Genomic DNA, 17,198 nt, shown 5'->3' on the forward strand with positions numbered 1-17,198 from the left:
TCATTCGGGTACCCGGGTCCCTGTACGCAAAACCTCGGTCGTCGGCGCGCTTCGGTCACACGGCGGCCCCAGACCTGCTCTAATGGGTCCGCGGTCCGTGTCCGGACCCGTGATCGACCGACACGCGGCGAATGCCGGACGTCGACCTGGGGGTGGGTCGCCGGTCGTGACGGCAGTGTCCGAGGGGGAACGAAGAGTGTCACGCTGGCAGCGAGCCGCAGGGCTCGGTTGTGCATTTCTGATCGCGGTCGTCGCGAGCGTCTCGACGGGGCAGCCGGCGGGAGCGACCCCGCCGAGGCTCGGCGACTCGGCGCGGATCCTTGCGGTGTCCTCGGAGACGGCGACACGCACGACGATGACCGTGTATTCCGCCGCCATGAAGCGGCCCGTTCGAGTGAGCGTGCTCGCCCCCCGCGAGCGGACCGGCCCACGGCCGACCGTGTACCTCCTCGACGGGATCGACGGTGGGGTCTACACCAGCTACACGCAGAGCGGGTGGACCTTTCAGACCGACATCGCGCGCTTCGTCGCCGACAAGAAGGTCAACGTGGTTCTGCCCATCGGGGGTACGGGCTCGTACTACACCGACTGGCGCCGAATCGATCCCGTCCTGGGTCGGAACATGTGGGAGACCTTCCTGACCGAGGAACTCCCTCCGCTGGTCGACGGACGCTTCCGGGGCAACGGACGGAACGTGATCGGCGGGCTGTCGATGGGGGCGCTGGGCGCGATGTCCATCGCGGTCCGCAACCCAGATCTCTACCGGGGTGTGGTCGCCTTCAGCGGGTGCCTCGATCAAGGGTCGCCGGAGTTCCGGCAGGCGACCGCCACATCGGTCACGACGAGAGGCGGGAACCCGGAGAACATGTGGGGCCCGCTCGATCACGACAACTGGGATGCCCACAATCCCGCCGGTCACGTGTCCGCGCTACGCGGTAAGCCCGTGTATGTAGCGGTCGGCAACGGTCTGCCCGACCCGGCCCTAGGGCTGGCCGGGCTGGCCTCACCCGTCGGAGGCGTGCTCGAGGGCATCGTCGCCCGATGCACCGAGAGCTTCAAGCGTCGCGCAGACCGAGCCGGGGTCGACATCACCTACGACTTCCGTGCCGGTCTCCACTCGTGGGGCTACTGGAACCAGGATCTGCACCGAGCCTGGCCCACGATCGCCCGGGCACTGAAAAGCGCGGGCTGACGCGAGCGTCGGCGTCAACGCGCGCTTTTCCTCTTCCGAATCAACGAGACATCCTCGAGTGCCCGTTTTCGCTCACGACGTTCCTTGAGTTCTTGCCGCCGCTTTTTCGAGCTCGAATTCTTTTCCGCCATTTATCCTCGAATCGGTCGTGGTCTACAACGGTTCGCTCCCGCTCTCCTTCGTGACCATAGCCCAGAAATGGCAGAAGTCCAGCCCGTCCGATCTGATGCCGACTTGCCGACTTCATACGTTGTCACACAGTACGTTTCATTTACTGTGGGCCTGCGAAATGCGCCGGACTGGCTTTTATTTTTTTCTGGGCTAGAGTCCATGGCACCGGTCGCAGATGGCCGGTAGCAGCGAAAGGAAGAGTGGCCGTGAATGCGGTTGTGATGGAGTGCCGAATACGCGTGTGTGGCTCCCCCGGTCGGGTCAGAGAATTCGTCGAGCAAGCGTCGACTCGCGCGCACGACGCCTTTTCCCACCCCGCCAGGTGTTCGGTTGTCGTCGAGGAGTCGGAGTCGTTGCTCCTCCGACGGCAATGGCACCGCGAGAACGACGCGGACGTGTTCGGAATACCCGAGGGGCGGGATGTGTGCTTCGGTTTCGCGGACTCGTCCGGACGACTGACCGTCGCGAGACCCGAGAGCCTGTCACGCGACATCCTGGCCCACCTCGAACTGGATCCGTGGGTGTCCGACGACGCCGAGTCGGTGCCTTGGATCCTGACGCTCACCACTGGTGCCGATCCGACGTCCAGGCATGAGATCGTGACCCGACATCCGTCGCTCCAGGTGCGACGACCTGTTCTGGCCCGCGCGTGATCCGCGCATAGCGGTGCCCGACCGGACTGCTCCGCAGGTGAGCGGGTCCGACCACCTCACTGCGGACACACCGCGGTCGTCGTCCGACGGACCGGTCTGCGGTCGAATTCCTGTCACTCGATAGGGTGCGGGTGGCGGCGTGCTCGCCTGGGCACGTCGCCGTCCCACACCTACGGAGAAGGAAGTGGTCGCCATCGTGCTCGACGAGAAGATCAGCGATCTGTACGCGCAGGTTGTTGCGCGGAACCCTGGGGAGGCCGAGTTCCACCAGGCCGTCCGGGAGGTCTTCGACAGTCTGGGTCCGGTCTTGGCGAAACATCCCCACTACGCGGACGCCGGGATCATCAAGAGACTGACGGAGCCCGAGCGCCAGATCATCTTCCGAGTGCCGTGGGTCGACGACCAGGGACAGGTGCAGATCAACCGCGGGTTCCGGGTCGAGTTCAATTCCGCACTCGGTCCCTACAAGGGCGGGTTGCGCTTTCACCCGAGCGTCTACCTGGGCGTGGTCAAGTTCCTCGGGTTCGAGCAGATCTTCAAGAACGCACTGACCGGGCTCCCGATCGGCGGCGGCAAAGGCGGCGCCGACTTCGATCCCAAGGGACGCTCCGACGCGGAGATCATGCGGTTCTGCCAGTCGTTCATGACCGAGCTCTATCGTCACATCGGCGAGTACACCGATGTGCCCGCGGGTGACACCGGCGTCGGCGGTCGGGAGATCGGTTATCTCTTCGGCCAGTACAAGCGCATCACCAACCGTTACGAGTCCGGCGTGCTCACCGGCAAGGGACTCGCCTGGGGTGGGTCGCAGGTCCGCACCGAGGCGACCGGGTACGGCGTGGTGTTCTTCGTCCGCGAGATGCTCGCCGCGGCCGGCGACGACCTCGACGGCAAGACCGTGGTGGTCTCGGGCTCGGGCAATGTGGCGATCTACGCCATCGAGAAGGTGCAACAACTCGGCGGTCGCGTGATCGCGTGCTCGGACTCCGGGGGCTACGTCGTCGATGATGCCGGTATCGACCTCGAACTGCTCAAGGAGATCAAAAACGTTCGGCGCGGCCGTATCTCGGATTACGCCGACGCCCGCCGCGGGTCCGCCCGTCACGTCGACACCGGATCGATGTGGAGTGTGCCCACCGACATCGCCATCCCCTGCGCGACGCAGAACGAACTGAACGGGGTCGACGCCACTCAACTGGCGAAGAACGGATGTCGCATCGTCGCCGAGGGCGCGAACATGCCCAGCACCCCCGAGGCGGTGCGCATCTTCGCAGACGCCGGCGTCGGCTTCGCCCCGGGTAAGGCCGCGAACGCGGGCGGCGTCGCCACCAGCGCACTCGAGATGCAGCAGAACGCTTCTCGGGATTCGTGGACGTTCGCGCACACCGAGGACCGATTGTCGGAGATCATGACGGCCATCCATGACCACTGCCTGCACACGGCAGACGAATACGGGGCACCGGGCAACTACGCGACCGGCGCCAACATCGCGGCGTTCACTCGCGTGGCCGACGCCATGCTCGCACTCGGTCTCATCTGACCCGATTCGGACGCCGACTCGCTTCCTCTTGACCTTCAGGTTGGTCGAAGCCGGATGATCTGCGATATGCCCTCCGTTCCCGAAGTCAGCGAACTCGTCCCGATCGGCGCGTTCGCGCAACGCACCGGTTTGACCGCGTCCGCGCTGCGGTTCTACGACGACTCGGGGTTGCTCACCCCGGCCGCCGTCGACGCGTCGACCGGATATCGCCAGTACAGCGCGTCGCAGGAGCGGCACGCGATCGCACTCCGGCGACTCCGCGAGATCGGGATGTCGCTCGCCGACATCCGCACGGTCCTCGCCGCCGAGCCGGGTACCGCCGGCGGACTGATCGACGAGCACGTGCGGACCGTCGCAGCCGATGCCGATCGGATTCGGCGCGAGGCCAGGACGATCAAGATGTCGATCGCCGCGGAGTCGACGACCATGCTCGCCACTGTGCGTGGTCCGATCCTGGCAGCCGCGCTCGGCCAGGTGCTCACCGCGGCCGCCCGTGACGCGGCCCATCCCGTCCTGGACGCTGTCGAACTCCGGCTGGAAGACGGGGCCGTGACCCTGACCTCGACAGACCGCTACCGGCTCTCTTCCCGGTCGCTACCGACCGTCGAGCCGTGCGGCACCCGGTGGTCGGGAACGCTGTGTGCGGCCGACCTCCGTGATGGTCTGTCCGACCTGGCACGGGGCGGCGTCGTCGTCATCGACGCCGTGGCCGGCGCAGTTCGATTCCGGCTCGACGGTCGGGACGATCTATGGTGCCGCCTACTCGACGGGCCGTTTCCCGCGCACCAGGTGATGATCGAAGCCCTGCCCACGGTGACCATGCGCGCGAGTGTCGCGAAAACCGCTGTGTTGCAATCGTTGGAGCGCTGTGCAACCGACCGGGTGCACCTGGACTTCACGTCGGCGGCGCTCACACTGAGCGACGCCTCGTCGGCACAACTCGCCGTCGTGCCAGCCGAGACCTGCGGCCCCCCGATCGCACTGTGGTTCGAGGTCTCGACGCTCTACCCCGCGGTCCATGTGTCGATTGGGGCCGAGATGATGATCGACGTCCGCAATCGGGACCTCCCGATGACGATTCGGTCCGCAGACGGCGGCGACCTCACCTTGGTCGTCATGCCGGTTTCCCACAGCCGCCACAATGACTGAGCAGAGGATCTGATTGATTTGACCGACGTCGGCACGGACCCAACGATGGACGCACTCACCGAGGCGGTGACCCTCGGACGCAGCGGCGAGACAGTCCTGGCCCGTGAGATCCGAGGCCTGAGCGACGGGGCAACGAGCAGCCGCTCAGGTCACGGCGATCTGCGCCGTACCATCTCGGCGATCCAGACCGGCGCATACGGCGAAGTACAGCCCGGGGAGGTCGGGTAATCCTCCAGCACTCGCAACCGCTGACCGATGTCGATTGCACGGGAACGGAAGTCGGGATTCTCGATGCCGATGGTCGCCAGGCATGTGTTCATCGCCCACTGCAGGCGTGGCGGTGCGTTCCCCATGTCGGACTCGATGGTGTCGAGCAACCCGGCCATGTCGAGGTCACCGGGCTTCTTGACCACTCGATCAGCGGTCAGGGCCCATCCCGCCGCGGCGACACCGGGCTCGGTGTCGGCCATCCACGACCTCCGCAACTCCTCGGCATGCGGACTCTTCTTGACGACGTAGTTGACGAGCCAATCGTGGACCTTCGGCCGGTCGGCCTCGCGGATCATCGTGTCGAGCTGCGCGGCGTCGAACGCCCGCGGGCGACAGATCAACAGTGCGAGCAGACGCGGCGCGGTGTCGCCCGTCGCCCACAGCTCCGCGGACAGTTCGGGCTGCGTTCGCAGTCGTTTCGCGATCGCCCTGAGCTTCGTGAGATTGACCCCGTGGTCGTCGCCGTGTTTCTCGTTGACCGCTCGGATCCGCGGGTCGTCGAGACTGCGGAGCTCGCCGAGGACGTCGGCGAGAGTCTGTTGGATGTCGGACATTCCGGTCATGATCCCCTCTGGAAGTGCGCACACAGCCTACGACGCTCGATGTCGCCGCGGGTTGTGTGCTCATCAATCCGGAGGGCCCGCCAGTATCCGCACGTCGGCGACGTCGTACTCGGCAACGAACGCCGACCGGATCGCCCGTGACTGGTCCTCGCTGACCCCGTCGCCACGGAAAGCCTCGACCGCCGACTGCGAGTCCCAGCGCTCGAAGATGTTGATCCGGCCGGGGTCCATCGAGTCCGCGGAGATCGCGAAATCGAGACACCCCGGTGCCCGACGGGCGGCACCGACCACCTCGTCGCAGCCGGCGATGTACGCCGCGCGCTGGTCCGGGTCCACTCGCAGACTGCCGGCAACGATCACCACTGGTTGCTCCTCCATCGATACTGCGGTGCACCGGTGTCCCGGCGCGAGACGTCACCGCTGTGGTGAGGGCGACAGGAGTGCAGACCGGCACGACCGGGCGAACTCATCGCTCACGATCGACGTGGCCGCGCGACGCCGCGCCACGGCCTACTCTGATCGAATGGCTTTGGTTCTGGGTCCGATCCTCCGGCACGTCGACGAAACCTCCGCGCTGATCTGGGTGCAGACCGACGAACCCGGCGAGGTCGAAGTCCTCGGCTGTGCGACCCGGACGTTCGAGGTGTCCGGTCACCACTACGCGCTGGTCGAGGTCAGCGGCCTGGTGCCCGACACGGTCTCCGAGTATCAGGTCCGCGTCAACGGCGCCCTCGAGTGGCCCCTCCCGGACACCGAGTTCCCGCCCAGCGTGATCCGGACCCGGGGACCGGACACCGCGGACCGGCACCGGTTCGTCTTCGGGTCCTGCCGGTATCCGCGGGCCGAGGACCCCAAGCTCGACGAGAAGCTCGGACTCGACGCATTGGACTGCTACGCGGTCCGGATGCGCCACCTCCCGGTGGAGGAGTGGCCGGACACCCTCATTCTGCTCGGCGATCAGGTGTACGCGGACGAGCTGACCCCGCAGGTGAAGGAGTCGCTGGAGTCGAGCCGGGCCTCGACCGCCGGACCGTCCGACGAGGTCGTCGACTTCGAGGAGTACGAGGGACTGTATCGGCACACCTGGGGAGACCCCGAGATCCGATGGATCCTCTCGACCGTGCCGACGGCCATGATCTTCGACGATCACGACATCCGTGATGACTGGAACACCTCGGACACCTGGCGTCGGCAGATGAGTGAGAAGCCGTGGTGGCAGGACCGGATCCGCGCCGGCCTCGCGTCGTACTGGGTGTATCAGCACCTCGGCAACCTCTCCCCCGCCGAACTCGCCGAGTCCGAGGACTACCGCCGCGTCCGCGAGATCGACGGTGACTGCTGGCCCCACCTGGTCGAGGTCGCGGATCGCGCCGACCGGGAAACCGACGGAACCAAGGGTGTCCGGTTCAGTTTCCGGTGGAACCTGGGCAACACCAGGCTGGTCATGATCGACTCCCGCAACGGTCGCATCCTGTCCGACGGAACACGAAAGATGGTGAGTGACAACGAATTCGATTGGGTAGAGAGCCAGGTCGACGACGACATCGAGCGACTCGACCACCTGGTCCTGGGTTCATCACTGCCGTGGTTGCTCCCGCCGGTCATCGGTGATGCGGAAACCGTGAACGAAATCGGTGCCCGGCGGCCGGGCCGTCGTGGACAGCTGGCCGAGAAGATCCGGCAGGGTGCCGACCTCGAGCACTGGCCGGCCTTCTTCGATTCCTTCGTCCGGCTCAGCGAGATGATCCGGCAGGTTGCGGCGCGCGACCCCGGGCCTGCGACCGTCAGCGTGCTGTCCGGCGATGTCCACCACAGCTATGCCGCACGTGCGGTTTTCCCGGACACGACGAGCGCCGACGTCCACCAGCTCGTGTGTTCGCCGGTGCACAACGCGATCCCGCCGTACATCAAGGTGGTGTTCCGGTTGGGGTGGTCGAATCGGCTCGCCTCGGTCGTCCGGCGTTGGGCGCGTCGTGGTGGCTCACCCGAACTGCCCGTCGCCTGGCGGAACACCCTGGGCCCGCTGTTCGGCAACACCATCGCGACGCTCTCGGTTCAGGGACGCTTCGCCGAGGTCACTTTCGAGCAGCCCGACCTGGACGGGACGCTCGGTAGAGCCGGAAACATCTGTCTGACACCGGAATTCGTGGCAACAGAGCGCACATAGCGCGCATTGTCGCCACGAAATCCCTAGTCCAGACAGAACTCGTTGCCCTCGGGGTCGTGCATCACGATGTGTCCCTCGCCGAGCGGAGGTGCGGGGTCGTGTCGTTCGACCCGGGTCGCACCGAGTCCGACGAGCCGGTCGGCTTCGGCCTCGAGGGCGCGCATCCGGTCGTCGCCACTCAGGCCAGGGGCAGCACGGACGTCGAGGTGCACCCGGTTCTTCGCCGTCTTGCCCTCGGGTACGCGTTGGAAGAACAACCGTGGCCTGCGCTCCTCCGGGTCGATAACGGCCGAGGCGTCGTTCCGACGCTCCGGAGGCACACCGAATGCGTCGAGCGCCGACTCCCAGCTGTCGAATCCGGTAGGCGGGTCCTGGAGCCGGTAACCGAGCACCTCGGCCCAGAATGCGGACAGAGCAGCCGGGTCACCACAGTCGAAGGTCAGTTGAAAGTCGGTTGTCATGAGTCCACTGTGCGACACGACGAGGACAACCCGGGTCCTCGATCGTGAAAATCAGCGCAGACGTTCGCCGTACACCCGGTCCACGGACATGACCATCAGGACGCGGCGATCGGCGACCATGACCCTGCGGTATTCGTCCCAGTCCGGGTGCTCGCCTGCCGCCTTGCGGTAGTAGTCGACGAGCGCCTCGACCTCGGGCCCGTCCGGTTCGGTGCCCGGTCCGATCAACGTCACAGTGCCCTCGGCGGTCGCCCACGTGTAGCGATCGGGCCCGGTGATCTCCAACGCGGCGCGCGGATCGCGTCGGAGGTTGGCGGTCTTGGCCCGGCCCTCGGTCATCGAGACGTAGATGGTCCCGGCGTCGCGGTCGTAAAAGGGGGTCACCGGGGACAGCTGTGGTAATCCCGAGGACTTGATCGTGGCGAGGACACCGACTCCGCCTTCGGCGAGAAGATCACGAGGGTCATACGCGGGTTGGTTCATGCCTGCGGCAACCCGGCGTACGTACAGGCTATTCCGGACGGGCCGCACACCCCGGGCATGGCTCCGCGATGCGTTGCGACATTCTTCAGATCCTGTGTCTTTACACGTACGATCGTCGACATGCATGTGCGCGAGATCCTGACCACCACGCCTACGACGACCGCTGAGGCCCTCGACCTGTTCGACTCCGCCCCCGCGGTCGAACCGGACTTCATGATCGGCACCTGGCGTGGCGCCGAGCTGCCCACCGACCACCCGTTGGACGGCTTCCTCGCGGCCAGCGGCTGGTGGGGCAAGCAATTCGTCGACGCCGAGACCGTCCACCCCCTGCTCTTCCCGACCCGCGACGGTTCGGCACTGTGGGCCATGAACCCGGCGATCGCTTTCGGCGGACTGGGGATCGCCGAGAAGGCACCCGGGGTCAAGTCGTTGTCGCTGGGGACGCCGATCGCCGCGACCAGGCTTCTCAGTCAGACCCGACGAGCACGGGCCCGGCTGCGCACCACTCGGTACCGCGGCACGGACACCGCGACCATGTCGTACGACCAGCTGCCGATCAACGACGTCTTCCACCGGATCTCCGATGATGCCGTCCTGGGCGCCATGGACCTGAAGGGGTCGCCGAAGCCGTACTTCTTCGTGCTCCGCCGCGACGACTCACTCCGCCTCGTCGGCCACTGATCCTCGTCGGCCACTGATCCTCGTCGGCCACCGATCCTCGGCGACGCGAGGACGGCGCCGACGAACCACGAGCCGGCGAGCCGGCGGAGGCGTTCAATGGGTAGATGGACACCTCACCCACCGCCCACCTCCGCCGGGGTGCCGTCGCGGTCGCTGCGGGCGCCCTCGCGGGCGCCGTGACACTGGCCGCACCCGGGACCACCCAGGCTGCACCGCCGATGCCGTCCGGGTATTACCGCGGCGACGTCACCAGCGCCCCGATCGCCGACACGGTGTGGTTCGGCAAGAACTTCACGGGTTCGCGAGTCGTCAACAACACCGCGATCGGGTGGGCCTTCCCCGGCGCGGTGTACCCCGGGCGTTCCGTGCAGGACGGTGCACCGGTCATCGTCGTCGACTACTCGGGAACCGCCGTGGGATTCGTGCGTGACGAGCTCCGAGCCGACGGCCGTGGCGGCTATTGGGGCCGCGCGCTGAACGGCACCACCGAGCTGCTGCGTTTTCACTTGACACGCTGACCGTGGGCGACGGGCAACCATGGTGGAGACTTCGGGTTCGACCCCTTCGTCGGCTCACAGCTCGGCGAGCGCCGAGCGGATCTCATTGGTGGCCGCGACGGCTTCACGGAGCGCGATCCGCGCCTCGGCCCGGCCCTGTTCCGCAGTCGAGAGTCGTTGCCGCGCGAACCGCAGCGATTCTTCGCAACGAGCCAGCTCGGCCCGCAACTCCTGAGCCCGCCGGACGATCTCGTCGACCTCCGACGAAGCCCCGTCCACAGTTCGGGAGGCGGCGTCGAGGTCGGATCGGGCCGTTCGCTCCCCTGTCTCGGCCTCGGCCAGTCGGGCTTCGAGGTCACGTCGACGACGCTCCGCTTCGTCAGACGCTGTGTGGTCCGAGTCGTCGGCGTCATCCCTGTCGGCACCCTCTTCGTCGGCACCGTCTGCGTCCGCGCCGCTTGCCTCGGACTCGTCCGCGACTGGTTCCTGCAACGGCTCCGGGACGACGAACACGCCGGCGGGCCCGAAGCCGCTGTATTCGGCGGATGCGGTGAGGTTTCCCCGCAACACCTGCTCGAGCACTTCCGGGTCGGCCACCGCGGCTCGCAATGTCTGCGTGACCTCGCGAATGGTACTGTCTCCCAGCGTCACTCGCAGATCTGCGGCCGTGGCGGCGACCGCGGTCACCGAATCGTTGATCAGATCCTGACGGCGTCGCGACAACGTCTTCATCTTGTCGACAGCCGAGCGGCGCTGGGCCGCAGTCAAATCCGACGCCAACCCAGCGATGAGGGCACTGTCGTCGGGGTGCGCGCGAACCCATTGGTTGATGGCCCATGCAGCTTGCGTGGGCCGACGCAATTTCGCGATCCGCCCCGCCAGGTCACGGTCGCCGTCCGCTTTGATCTCCCGAGCGAGTTCGTTCCGGCGTGTCACGAACGCCGCCGGCGCCAGACCGTACAGCTCGTCGACGATCTCGTCGTACGGGGTCATAGGGCTGCCCGAGCGGTGGTCGGCGTCACTGTCCGCATGAGCAGATACTACGACGGCGCCCGTGACGGCCACCTCACTTCGCCTTCTAAACTTGAATCATTCCAGATAAGACTGCACGATGGTCACCATGCTCACCGACGAGGACTGCGCCCGGCACCTGCGCGCCGCCGGACTGCGGGTGACCCGTCCGCGGGTCGCGGTCATGCAAGCCGTCCGAGCACATCCTCATGCGGACACCGACGAGGTCCTCCGAACCGCTCGCGAACGGTTGCCGGAGGTCTCGCAGCAAACGGTGTACGACGTTCTGGGCGTACTGACTTCGGCCGGCCTCGTGCGACGCATCCAGCCGTCCGGCCACGTGTCTCGATATGAGTCACGCGTCGGGGACAACCATCACCACGTGATATGCCGTACATGCGGATCCATCGGGGACGTCGACTGCGCAGTCGGCGAGGCCCCGTGCCTGACCCCGTCCGACGACCGGGGTTTCGTCATCGACGAAGCCGAGGTCATCTACTGGGGTCATTGCCCCGACTGCATCCCCGAACCCAACCGACCCGCTCCGGGCGCCGGCCCCGACCGATAGACCCCGACCCACGACGCCTCCCTCCCCTGCGATCACCGACCCGGCGATCGCAGTTCTCACCGTGCCCGAAAGGAAACCCCGCATGGCGCAGCAAGACCACGAGCCCGTCCGTGACGCGAAGGAACATCCCCCATCGCCGAGGCGAACACCGAGCCCGCCGCGGGCGGTTGCCCGGTCGCGCACGGTCGGCTCACGCCGCCCACCCAGGGCGGCGGCAACCGCGACTGGTGGCCGAACCAGCTGAATCTCAAGGTGCTTCAGCACAATCCGGAAGTCGCGAATCCGATGGACGCCGACTTCGACTACGACTCGGCGCTCGAGGATCTCGACGTCGAGGCGTTACGCGCCGACCTGACCGCCCTGATGACCGATTCGCAGGACTGGTGGCCCGCCGACTTCGGCCATTACGGAGGCCTGTTCGTCCGTATGTCCTGGCATGCCGCGGGTACCTACCGGGTACAGGACGGACGCGGTGGTGCCGGAGCCGGGATGCAGCGATTCGCCCCGCTCAACAGCTGGCCGGACAACGCGAACCTGGACAAGGCGCGCCGACTCCTGTGGCCGATCAAGAAGAAGTACGGTACGGCACTGTCCTGGGCCGACCTCCTGGTCTTCGCCGGGAACGTCGCCCTGGAGTCGATGGGGTTCACCACCGCCGGCTTCGCCTTCGGGCGCGTGGACGAGTGGGAGCCCGACGAGGTGTACTGGGGCCCCGAACTCGAGTGGCTGGCGGATCAGCGGTACCCGGGCGACCGCGAACTCGAAACACCGCTTGCGGCAGTGCAAATGGGGCTCATCTATGTGAATCCGGAAGGACCGAACGGCAATCCGGACATCCTCGCGTCCGCGGTCGACATCCGCGAGACGTTCGCGCGGATGGCGATGAACGACGTCGAGACCGCGGCTCTGATCGTCGGGGGCCACACCTTCGGCAAGACCCACGGCGCCGGTGACGCCGGCCTGGTGGGTCCCGAACCCGAGGCCGCCGCCGTCGAGGACGCCGGTCTCGGCTGGACCAGCTCGCACGGCTCCGGCAAGGGCGCGGACACGATCACCAGCGGCCTCGAGGTGATCTGGAATCCGACCCCGACCCGCTGGGACAACGCTTTCCTCGAGACTCTCTACGGCTACGAGTGGGAGCTCTACAAGAGTCCGGCCGGAGCCAACCAGTGGCGTCCGAAGGACGGCGCCGGGACCGGTACCGTCCCCACGGCATTCGGCGACGAGAAGACCCACCCGTCGATGCTGACCACCGACCTCGCGATGCGCTACGACCCCGGTTTCGAGAAGATCACCCGGCGGTGGCTCGATCACCCCGAGGAACTGGCGCACGAGTTCGCCAAGGCCTGGTTCAAGCTCCTGCACCGCGACATGGGACCCGCCGTCCGGTATCGGGGTCCGCTTGTTCCGACCGAGACGTACCTGTGGCAGGACAATGTCCCGGCGCACGAGGGCCCACTCGTCACCGATGCCGACGTGGCAGCCTTGAAGGCGACGCTCCTCGACTCGGGACTGACTGTGGCGCAACTCGTGAAGACCGCGTGGGCGGCGGCGTCGAGCTTCCGTGGCAGCGACAAGCGCGGCGGCGCCAACGGCGGCCGGATCCGCCTGCAGCCGCAGGCATCCTGGGAGGTCAACGAGCCCGACGAGTTGGCCACCGTGATCCGCACCCTCGAAGGCATCCGGGGTGCGTTCACCGGCGAGGCCGGCGCGAAGGTCTCCTTCGCCGACCTCGTGGTCCTCGGCGGCACGGCAGCAGTCGAGAAGGCGGCGCGGGATGCCGGAGTCGAGATCACGGTACCGTTCACCCCTGGACGTACCGACGCCACCCAGGACGAGACGGACGCCGATTCGATGGCACATCTCGAGCCCACCGCCGACGGGTTCCGCAACTACGTCGGCAAGACCAGTGGCCTTCCGGCCGAGTTCACCCTCGTCGACAAGGCATCGCTGCTGACCCTCAGCGCCCCCGAGATGACGGTGCTGGTGGGTGGCCTCCGGGTGCTGGGCAACAACTTCGGCGGCTCGGCGGCCGGCGTCCTGACCGACCGTCCCGGCGTCCTCACGAACGACTTCTTCGTGAATCTGCTGGACATGTCGACAGCCTGGTCGGCGTCGGAAGACGAGAACCTGTACGTCGGGCGCGATCGCGCCACCGGCGAGCAGACCTGGACCGGCACTCGCGCCGATCTGGCGTTCACGTCGAACTCACAGTTGCGCGCCCTGGCCGAGGTCTACGCGGCCGACGACGCAGCGGAGAAGTTCGTGAACGACTTCGTCGCGGCCTGGGACAAGGTGATGAACCTGGACCGGTTCGTACTCTGAGCAAATCGGTTCATCGTCGAACCGATCAGATGCGGCGGCGGCACCCTTCGTGGGGTGCCGCCGCCGTGGCGTTTCGCATCACCCGGCGCACAGGGACTTCCGGAACTATGCTGGCGCTTTCCCTCCGTGGCGGGTGACCGCCTCGAGACGAAGGTGAGGACGACGACGATGTCCGGCGAACACAGGTCCCTGGGCCATATCCGACTGACCTCACACAGCGGCGGGGTCGACGCTCCGCCCATCCACTGGGGGGCGGCCACCGCGGCGGAACGCGGTCCCGTCATCGGGACGACGGGCACACGTGCGCATCGCAATGTCATCGGCACCCACAGCGGCTCCTACAGCGTCTATCGCGCACTGGCCGTCGCCGCCGGCGCCCTTGCACGAGAGCACCGAGCCGATCTCACCAACACCTCGCCCACCGACCACATCGGACCGTATCCACAGTGGGGCAATCCGCGCGCGATCGTCTCGCTGGATCCTTGGGGTGCGACAGTCGCCGAGAGTTTCCCCGACGAGATCGCTCGCGGTTACGACATCCGGCCGACCATCGCGGTGACCAAGGCGCACGTCATCCTTCCCGAGATCGCCGAGGCGATCGAGAAGGGCCGTCTGGTCCCCGACGGTGAGGTTCTGCTGCCGAGTGGCGCGGCTCTGGTCACCAAGGCGGCCGTGGAACCGGTGTGGCATCTTCCCGGCGTCGCCGAGCGGTTCGGCTGCTCCGAGGCCGAGCTGCGCCGGGTGTTGTTCGAGGAGACCGGCGGCATGTATCCCGAACTCGTCACGCGGTCGGATCTCGAGGTGTTCCTCCCGCCGATCGGCGGGCAGACGGTCTACATCTTCGGCAACGCCCGCGACCTCGCCGACCCCTCGGTGGAACTCACCGCACGGGTGCACGACGAGTGCAACGGCTCCGACGTGTTCGGCTCCGACATCTGTACGTGCCGCCCATATCTGACGCATGCAATCGAGGAGTGCATCCGCGGCACCCAGCGCGGCGGCGTCGGCTTGGTCGCCTACTCCCGCAAAGAGGGACGCGCCCTCGGCGAGGTCACCAAGTTCCTGGTGTACAACGCCCGTAAACGCCAACTCGGCGGTGACACCGCGGACCAGTACTTCGCCCGCACCGAATGCGTTGCGGGCGTACAGGACATGCGGTTCCAGGAGCTCATGCCCGACGTCCTGCACTGGTTCGGCATCACCAGGATCCATCACCTGGTGTCGATGTCGAACATGAAGTACGACGCCATCACCGGCTCGGGTATCGAGGTCGGCGAACGGGTCAACATCCCCGACGAACTGATCCCCGCCGACGCCCGCGTCGAGATCGACGCGAAAATGGCTGCCGGTTACTTCACGCCCGGACCCGTGCCCGATGCCGAACAGCTGCGTCAGGTCAAGGGCCGGGGGTTGTGATGACCGGAGCACCAGAGGTGGAACTCTCCGCCTCACAGGCCGCCCGGCTGCTGCGCTCCACCGCCACCGTCCGGAGCCGGTCGCGACAACTCCTCGAACGGGCGCGGGCCGGCGAATCGTCGTGGTTCATCGTCCACGACGATGCGCGGGACGCGGCAGCTGACATCGTCGTGGAAACGACTCGGTTGCGATATCCCGACGGAGACATCCCTTTTCACAGCAGGTGGCGACATTTCGAGGCAGGCGGTATCGACCGCCTCGGCGCTCTCGACGCCGCCTTGCCCCCGGCCGGCTCGGCGGAGCGAACCCGCGCGCTCATCGACGTCGTGCTGGTCAGCGTCCTCCTCGATGCCGGCGCGGGACCCGAGTGGTCGTTTCGGGAACGGTCGAGCGACCTGGTTCTCACCCGTTCCGAGGGGCTCGGCGTCGCGAGCTGGGTGGCGTTCTGCGAGGGGGTGTTCTCGAGCGACCCGGCCGATCCCCTGCGGGTCGACGCCACCGGTCTGGGCCGCGTCACGGCGGACACTCTCGGCGCGGCCTTCCAGGTGGGTCCCGACAACCCGCTCACGGGCCTGCCCGGGCGGGTCGATCTCCTGCGCCGCCTGGGCGAGGTGTTGTCGAGCCGCCCCGAGATCTTCGGTCCGGACGCCCGGCCGGGCGGCCTGTTCGATCACCTCACCCGCGGTGGTCGTGCGGAGGTGCCCGCGGTCGACATCCTGAGCGGGGTACTCGAGTATCTGGGCCCGATCTGGCCGTCGGACAACACGATCGACACCCACCCACTGGGCGACTGCTGGCATCACGACGCCGTCGTCGGCCCGGGCCTCACCGCCGGCTGGGTGCCGTTCCACAAACTGTCCCAGTGGCTGACCTATTCGCTTCTCGAACCGTTTCGCTGGGCCGGTGTCCAGGTGACCGGACTCGACGAGCTGACCGGCCTCCCCGAATACCGCAACGGTGGCCTTCTCCTCGACTCGGGTGTGCTCGCGCTGCGTGAGGAGGCCTGGGCGGACCGGGAGTGGGAGGTCGGCGACGAGCTCGTCGTCGAATGGCGGGCGCTCACCGTCGCCCTTCTCGACGAGATCGCCGACCTCGTACGCGATCGCCTCGACGCCGATGCGGCCTCGATGCCCCTGGCCTGCGTGCTCGAGGGTGGCACGTGGGCGGCCGGCCGCGTGCTCGCGAGCCGACTTCGCGATGGGTTGCCGCCGTTGATGATACGCAGTACCGGCACCGTTTTCTGAGCCGACCACCGACCGAGAGGAACCCATGGGCAGCGTCGCCGTCATCGACCATCCGCTGGTACAACACAAACTGACCCTGATGCGTCGCAAGGAGACGTCGACAAACGACTTCCGCCGTCTGCTCGACGAGATCTCGATCCTGATGGCGTACGACGTCCTGCGTGACATCCCGATGCACGAGATCACCATCGACACACCGCTCGAGACCACCACCGCCCGGGTCATCGACGGCAAGAAGCTGGTGTTCGCCGCGGTTCTGCGGGCCGGTGCCGGTATCGCCGACGGCATGCTGACCGTTGTTCCCGGCGCGCGCGTCGGACACATCGGCCTCTACCGCGACCCGAAGACCATGGTCGTCGTCGAGTACTACTTCAAGATGCCGTCGGAGCTGTCCGAGCGTGATGTCGTGATCGTCGATCCGCTTCTGGCGACCGGGCATTCGGCGGTCGCCGCGATCGACCGGATCAAGGAGTACGGTCCGAAGTCCATCAAGTTCGTCTGCCTGCTCGCCTGCCCGGAGGGCATCGAGGTGCTGCATCGCTCACACCCCGACGTGCCGATCTTCACCGCGGCGGTCGACCGCGAACTCGACGACAACGGCTTCATCCGCCCCGGACTCGGTGACGCCGGCGATCGCATCTTCGGAACCGCCTGACCTCGAGAACAGGAAGGAACCCTGCTCCCGGAGGTGCGAGCGAAGCGAGCCGCGAAGGGTGTAGCAACACGTCTCACCAGGCCCTTCGAGGCTCGTCGCTTGCGCTCCTCACACCTCAGCCTGAATCTTTCACGGGTGGGTAGGGTTTCGCC

The 17,198-nt window shown here is 66.9% G+C and carries 17 protein-coding genes; 12 read left to right on the top strand and 5 right to left on the bottom strand.

Features of this window, described 5'->3' with window-relative positions:
* The first annotated feature begins 196 nt into the window (after positions 1-196).
* The 4 genes from JW364_RS17845 (at position 197) to JW364_RS17860 (ending at position 4,705) form a co-directional block, all read left to right on the top strand.
* Positions 197-1,192 (top strand): alpha/beta hydrolase family protein, encoded by a 996-nt coding sequence (locus JW364_RS17845; protein WP_058253487.1) that lies wholly within the window; start codon positions 197-199, stop codon positions 1,190-1,192.
* A 566-nt stretch (positions 1,193-1,758) separates the two neighbouring features.
* Positions 1,759-2,016, top strand: a complete 258-nt coding sequence (locus JW364_RS17850; RefSeq protein ID WP_307814804.1) for a hypothetical protein — start codon at positions 1,759-1,761, stop codon at positions 2,014-2,016.
* Between the two features lie 184 nt (positions 2,017-2,200).
* Complete coding sequence (gene gdhA / locus JW364_RS17855) at positions 2,201-3,556, top strand: NADP-specific glutamate dehydrogenase (RefSeq protein ID WP_065631644.1); 1,356 nt, start codon at positions 2,201-2,203, stop codon at positions 3,554-3,556.
* A 66-nt stretch (positions 3,557-3,622) separates the two neighbouring features.
* The gene (locus JW364_RS17860; protein WP_068970451.1) at positions 3,623-4,705 is read left to right on the top strand and encodes a MerR family transcriptional regulator; all 1,083 of its coding nucleotides are present in this window, start codon (positions 3,623-3,625) and stop codon (positions 4,703-4,705) included.
* Positions 4,706-4,854: 149 nt separating this feature from the next.
* Here JW364_RS17860 and JW364_RS17865 read toward each other — a convergent pair whose 3' ends face one another.
* Both JW364_RS17865 and JW364_RS17870 read right to left on the bottom strand, forming a co-directional pair.
* The gene (locus JW364_RS17865) at positions 4,855-5,538 is read right to left on the bottom strand and encodes a DNA alkylation repair protein (RefSeq protein ID WP_137810589.1); all 684 of its coding nucleotides are present in this window, start codon (positions 5,536-5,538) and stop codon (positions 4,855-4,857) included.
* 63 nt (positions 5,539-5,601) lie between these two features.
* The gene (locus JW364_RS17870) at positions 5,602-5,901 is read right to left on the bottom strand and encodes a putative quinol monooxygenase (RefSeq protein ID WP_137810588.1); all 300 of its coding nucleotides are present in this window, start codon (positions 5,899-5,901) and stop codon (positions 5,602-5,604) included.
* 160 nt (positions 5,902-6,061) lie between these two features.
* Here JW364_RS17870 and JW364_RS17875 point away from each other — a divergent pair, with 160 nt between their 5' ends.
* Positions 6,062-7,705 carry an alkaline phosphatase D family protein gene (locus JW364_RS17875; RefSeq protein WP_137810587.1) on the top strand — a complete coding sequence of 548 codons (1,644 nt, stop codon included), beginning with the start codon at positions 6,062-6,064 and terminating at the stop codon, positions 7,703-7,705.
* 23 nt (positions 7,706-7,728) lie between these two features.
* On the opposite strand, the gene JW364_RS17880 is transcribed toward JW364_RS17875, so the two are convergent.
* Together JW364_RS17880 and JW364_RS17885 are read right to left on the bottom strand one after the other, a co-directional pair.
* Positions 7,729-8,166, bottom strand: a complete 438-nt coding sequence (locus JW364_RS17880) for a VOC family protein (RefSeq protein WP_137810586.1) — start codon at positions 8,164-8,166, stop codon at positions 7,729-7,731.
* 51 nt (positions 8,167-8,217) lie between these two features.
* On the bottom strand, positions 8,218-8,649 hold the full coding sequence (locus JW364_RS17885; RefSeq protein WP_058253495.1) for a PPOX class F420-dependent oxidoreductase: 432 nt from the start codon (positions 8,647-8,649) through the stop codon (positions 8,218-8,220).
* Positions 8,650-8,769: 120 nt separating this feature from the next.
* Between JW364_RS17885 and JW364_RS17890 the strand changes: the two genes are divergently transcribed.
* Positions 8,770-9,330, top strand: coding sequence for a GXWXG domain-containing protein (locus JW364_RS17890; protein WP_137810585.1), 561 nt, complete (start codon positions 8,770-8,772; stop codon positions 9,328-9,330).
* 104 nt (positions 9,331-9,434) lie between these two features.
* Positions 9,435-9,848: a hypothetical protein gene (locus JW364_RS17895; protein WP_240199260.1), complete on the top strand. Its 414-nt coding sequence runs from the start codon at positions 9,435-9,437 to the stop codon at positions 9,846-9,848.
* 54 nt (positions 9,849-9,902) lie between these two features.
* Here the strand turns inward: JW364_RS17895 and JW364_RS17900 are convergent, their stop codons facing one another.
* Positions 9,903-10,820, bottom strand: coding sequence for a hypothetical protein (locus tag JW364_RS17900; protein WP_137810584.1), 918 nt, complete (start codon positions 10,818-10,820; stop codon positions 9,903-9,905).
* A 127-nt stretch (positions 10,821-10,947) separates the two neighbouring features.
* Between JW364_RS17900 and JW364_RS17905 the strand changes: the two genes are divergently transcribed.
* From JW364_RS17905 to upp, 5 genes are all read left to right on the top strand, one after another.
* Positions 10,948-11,406: a Fur family transcriptional regulator gene (locus tag JW364_RS17905; RefSeq protein ID WP_058253521.1), complete on the top strand. Its 459-nt coding sequence runs from the start codon at positions 10,948-10,950 to the stop codon at positions 11,404-11,406.
* A 132-nt stretch (positions 11,407-11,538) separates the two neighbouring features.
* A complete protein-coding gene (gene katG, locus JW364_RS17910) occupies positions 11,539-13,731 on the top strand; it encodes a catalase/peroxidase HPI (RefSeq protein WP_137810583.1) in 2,193 nt (730 codons plus the stop codon).
* Positions 13,732-13,899: 168 nt separating this feature from the next.
* A complete protein-coding gene (locus tag JW364_RS17915; protein WP_137810582.1) occupies positions 13,900-15,147 on the top strand; it encodes a GTP cyclohydrolase II in 1,248 nt (415 codons plus the stop codon).
* Positions 15,147-16,391, top strand: a complete 1,245-nt coding sequence (locus JW364_RS17920; RefSeq protein WP_137810581.1) for a URC4/urg3 family protein — start codon at positions 15,147-15,149, stop codon at positions 16,389-16,391. Before JW364_RS17915 ends, JW364_RS17920 begins: the two co-directional genes overlap by 1 nt.
* A 25-nt stretch (positions 16,392-16,416) precedes the next feature.
* A complete protein-coding gene (gene upp, locus JW364_RS17925; RefSeq protein ID WP_058253501.1) occupies positions 16,417-17,046 on the top strand; it encodes a uracil phosphoribosyltransferase in 630 nt (209 codons plus the stop codon).
* Positions 17,047-17,198 lie beyond the last annotated feature (152 nt).

It is taken from the genome of Gordonia sp. BP-119 (assembly GCF_016924115.1).
GTDB classification, from domain to species: domain Bacteria; phylum Actinomycetota; class Actinomycetes; order Mycobacteriales; family Mycobacteriaceae; genus Gordonia; species Gordonia hongkongensis.

What these genes read in the sequence shown, in the direction of transcription:
- JW364_RS17885 (WP_058253495.1), bottom strand. Translation starts at nt 8,649, where the DNA reads ATGAACCAACCCGCGTATGACCCTCGTGATCTTCTCGCCGAAGGCGGA.
- JW364_RS17920 (WP_137810581.1), top strand. Translation starts at nt 15,147, where the DNA reads ATGACCGGAGCACCAGAGGTGGAACTCTCCGCCTCACAGGCCGCCCGG.
- JW364_RS17860 (WP_068970451.1), top strand. Translation starts at nt 3,623, where the DNA reads ATGCCCTCCGTTCCCGAAGTCAGCGAACTCGTCCCGATCGGCGCGTTC.
- upp (WP_058253501.1), top strand. Translation starts at nt 16,417, where the DNA reads ATGGGCAGCGTCGCCGTCATCGACCATCCGCTGGTACAACACAAACTG.
- JW364_RS17865 (WP_137810589.1), bottom strand. Translation starts at nt 5,538, where the DNA reads ATGACCGGAATGTCCGACATCCAACAGACTCTCGCCGACGTCCTCGGC.
- JW364_RS17875 (WP_137810587.1), top strand. Translation starts at nt 6,062, where the DNA reads ATGGCTTTGGTTCTGGGTCCGATCCTCCGGCACGTCGACGAAACCTCC.
- JW364_RS17895 (WP_240199260.1), top strand. Translation starts at nt 9,435, where the DNA reads ATGGACACCTCACCCACCGCCCACCTCCGCCGGGGTGCCGTCGCGGTC.
- JW364_RS17905 (WP_058253521.1), top strand. Translation starts at nt 10,948, where the DNA reads ATGCTCACCGACGAGGACTGCGCCCGGCACCTGCGCGCCGCCGGACTG.
- JW364_RS17880 (WP_137810586.1), bottom strand. Translation starts at nt 8,166, where the DNA reads ATGACAACCGACTTTCAACTGACCTTCGACTGTGGTGACCCGGCTGCT.
- JW364_RS17900 (WP_137810584.1), bottom strand. Translation starts at nt 10,820, where the DNA reads ATGACCCCGTACGACGAGATCGTCGACGAGCTGTACGGTCTGGCGCCG.
- JW364_RS17890 (WP_137810585.1), top strand. Translation starts at nt 8,770, where the DNA reads ATGCATGTGCGCGAGATCCTGACCACCACGCCTACGACGACCGCTGAG.
- JW364_RS17915 (WP_137810582.1), top strand. Translation starts at nt 13,900, where the DNA reads ATGTCCGGCGAACACAGGTCCCTGGGCCATATCCGACTGACCTCACAC.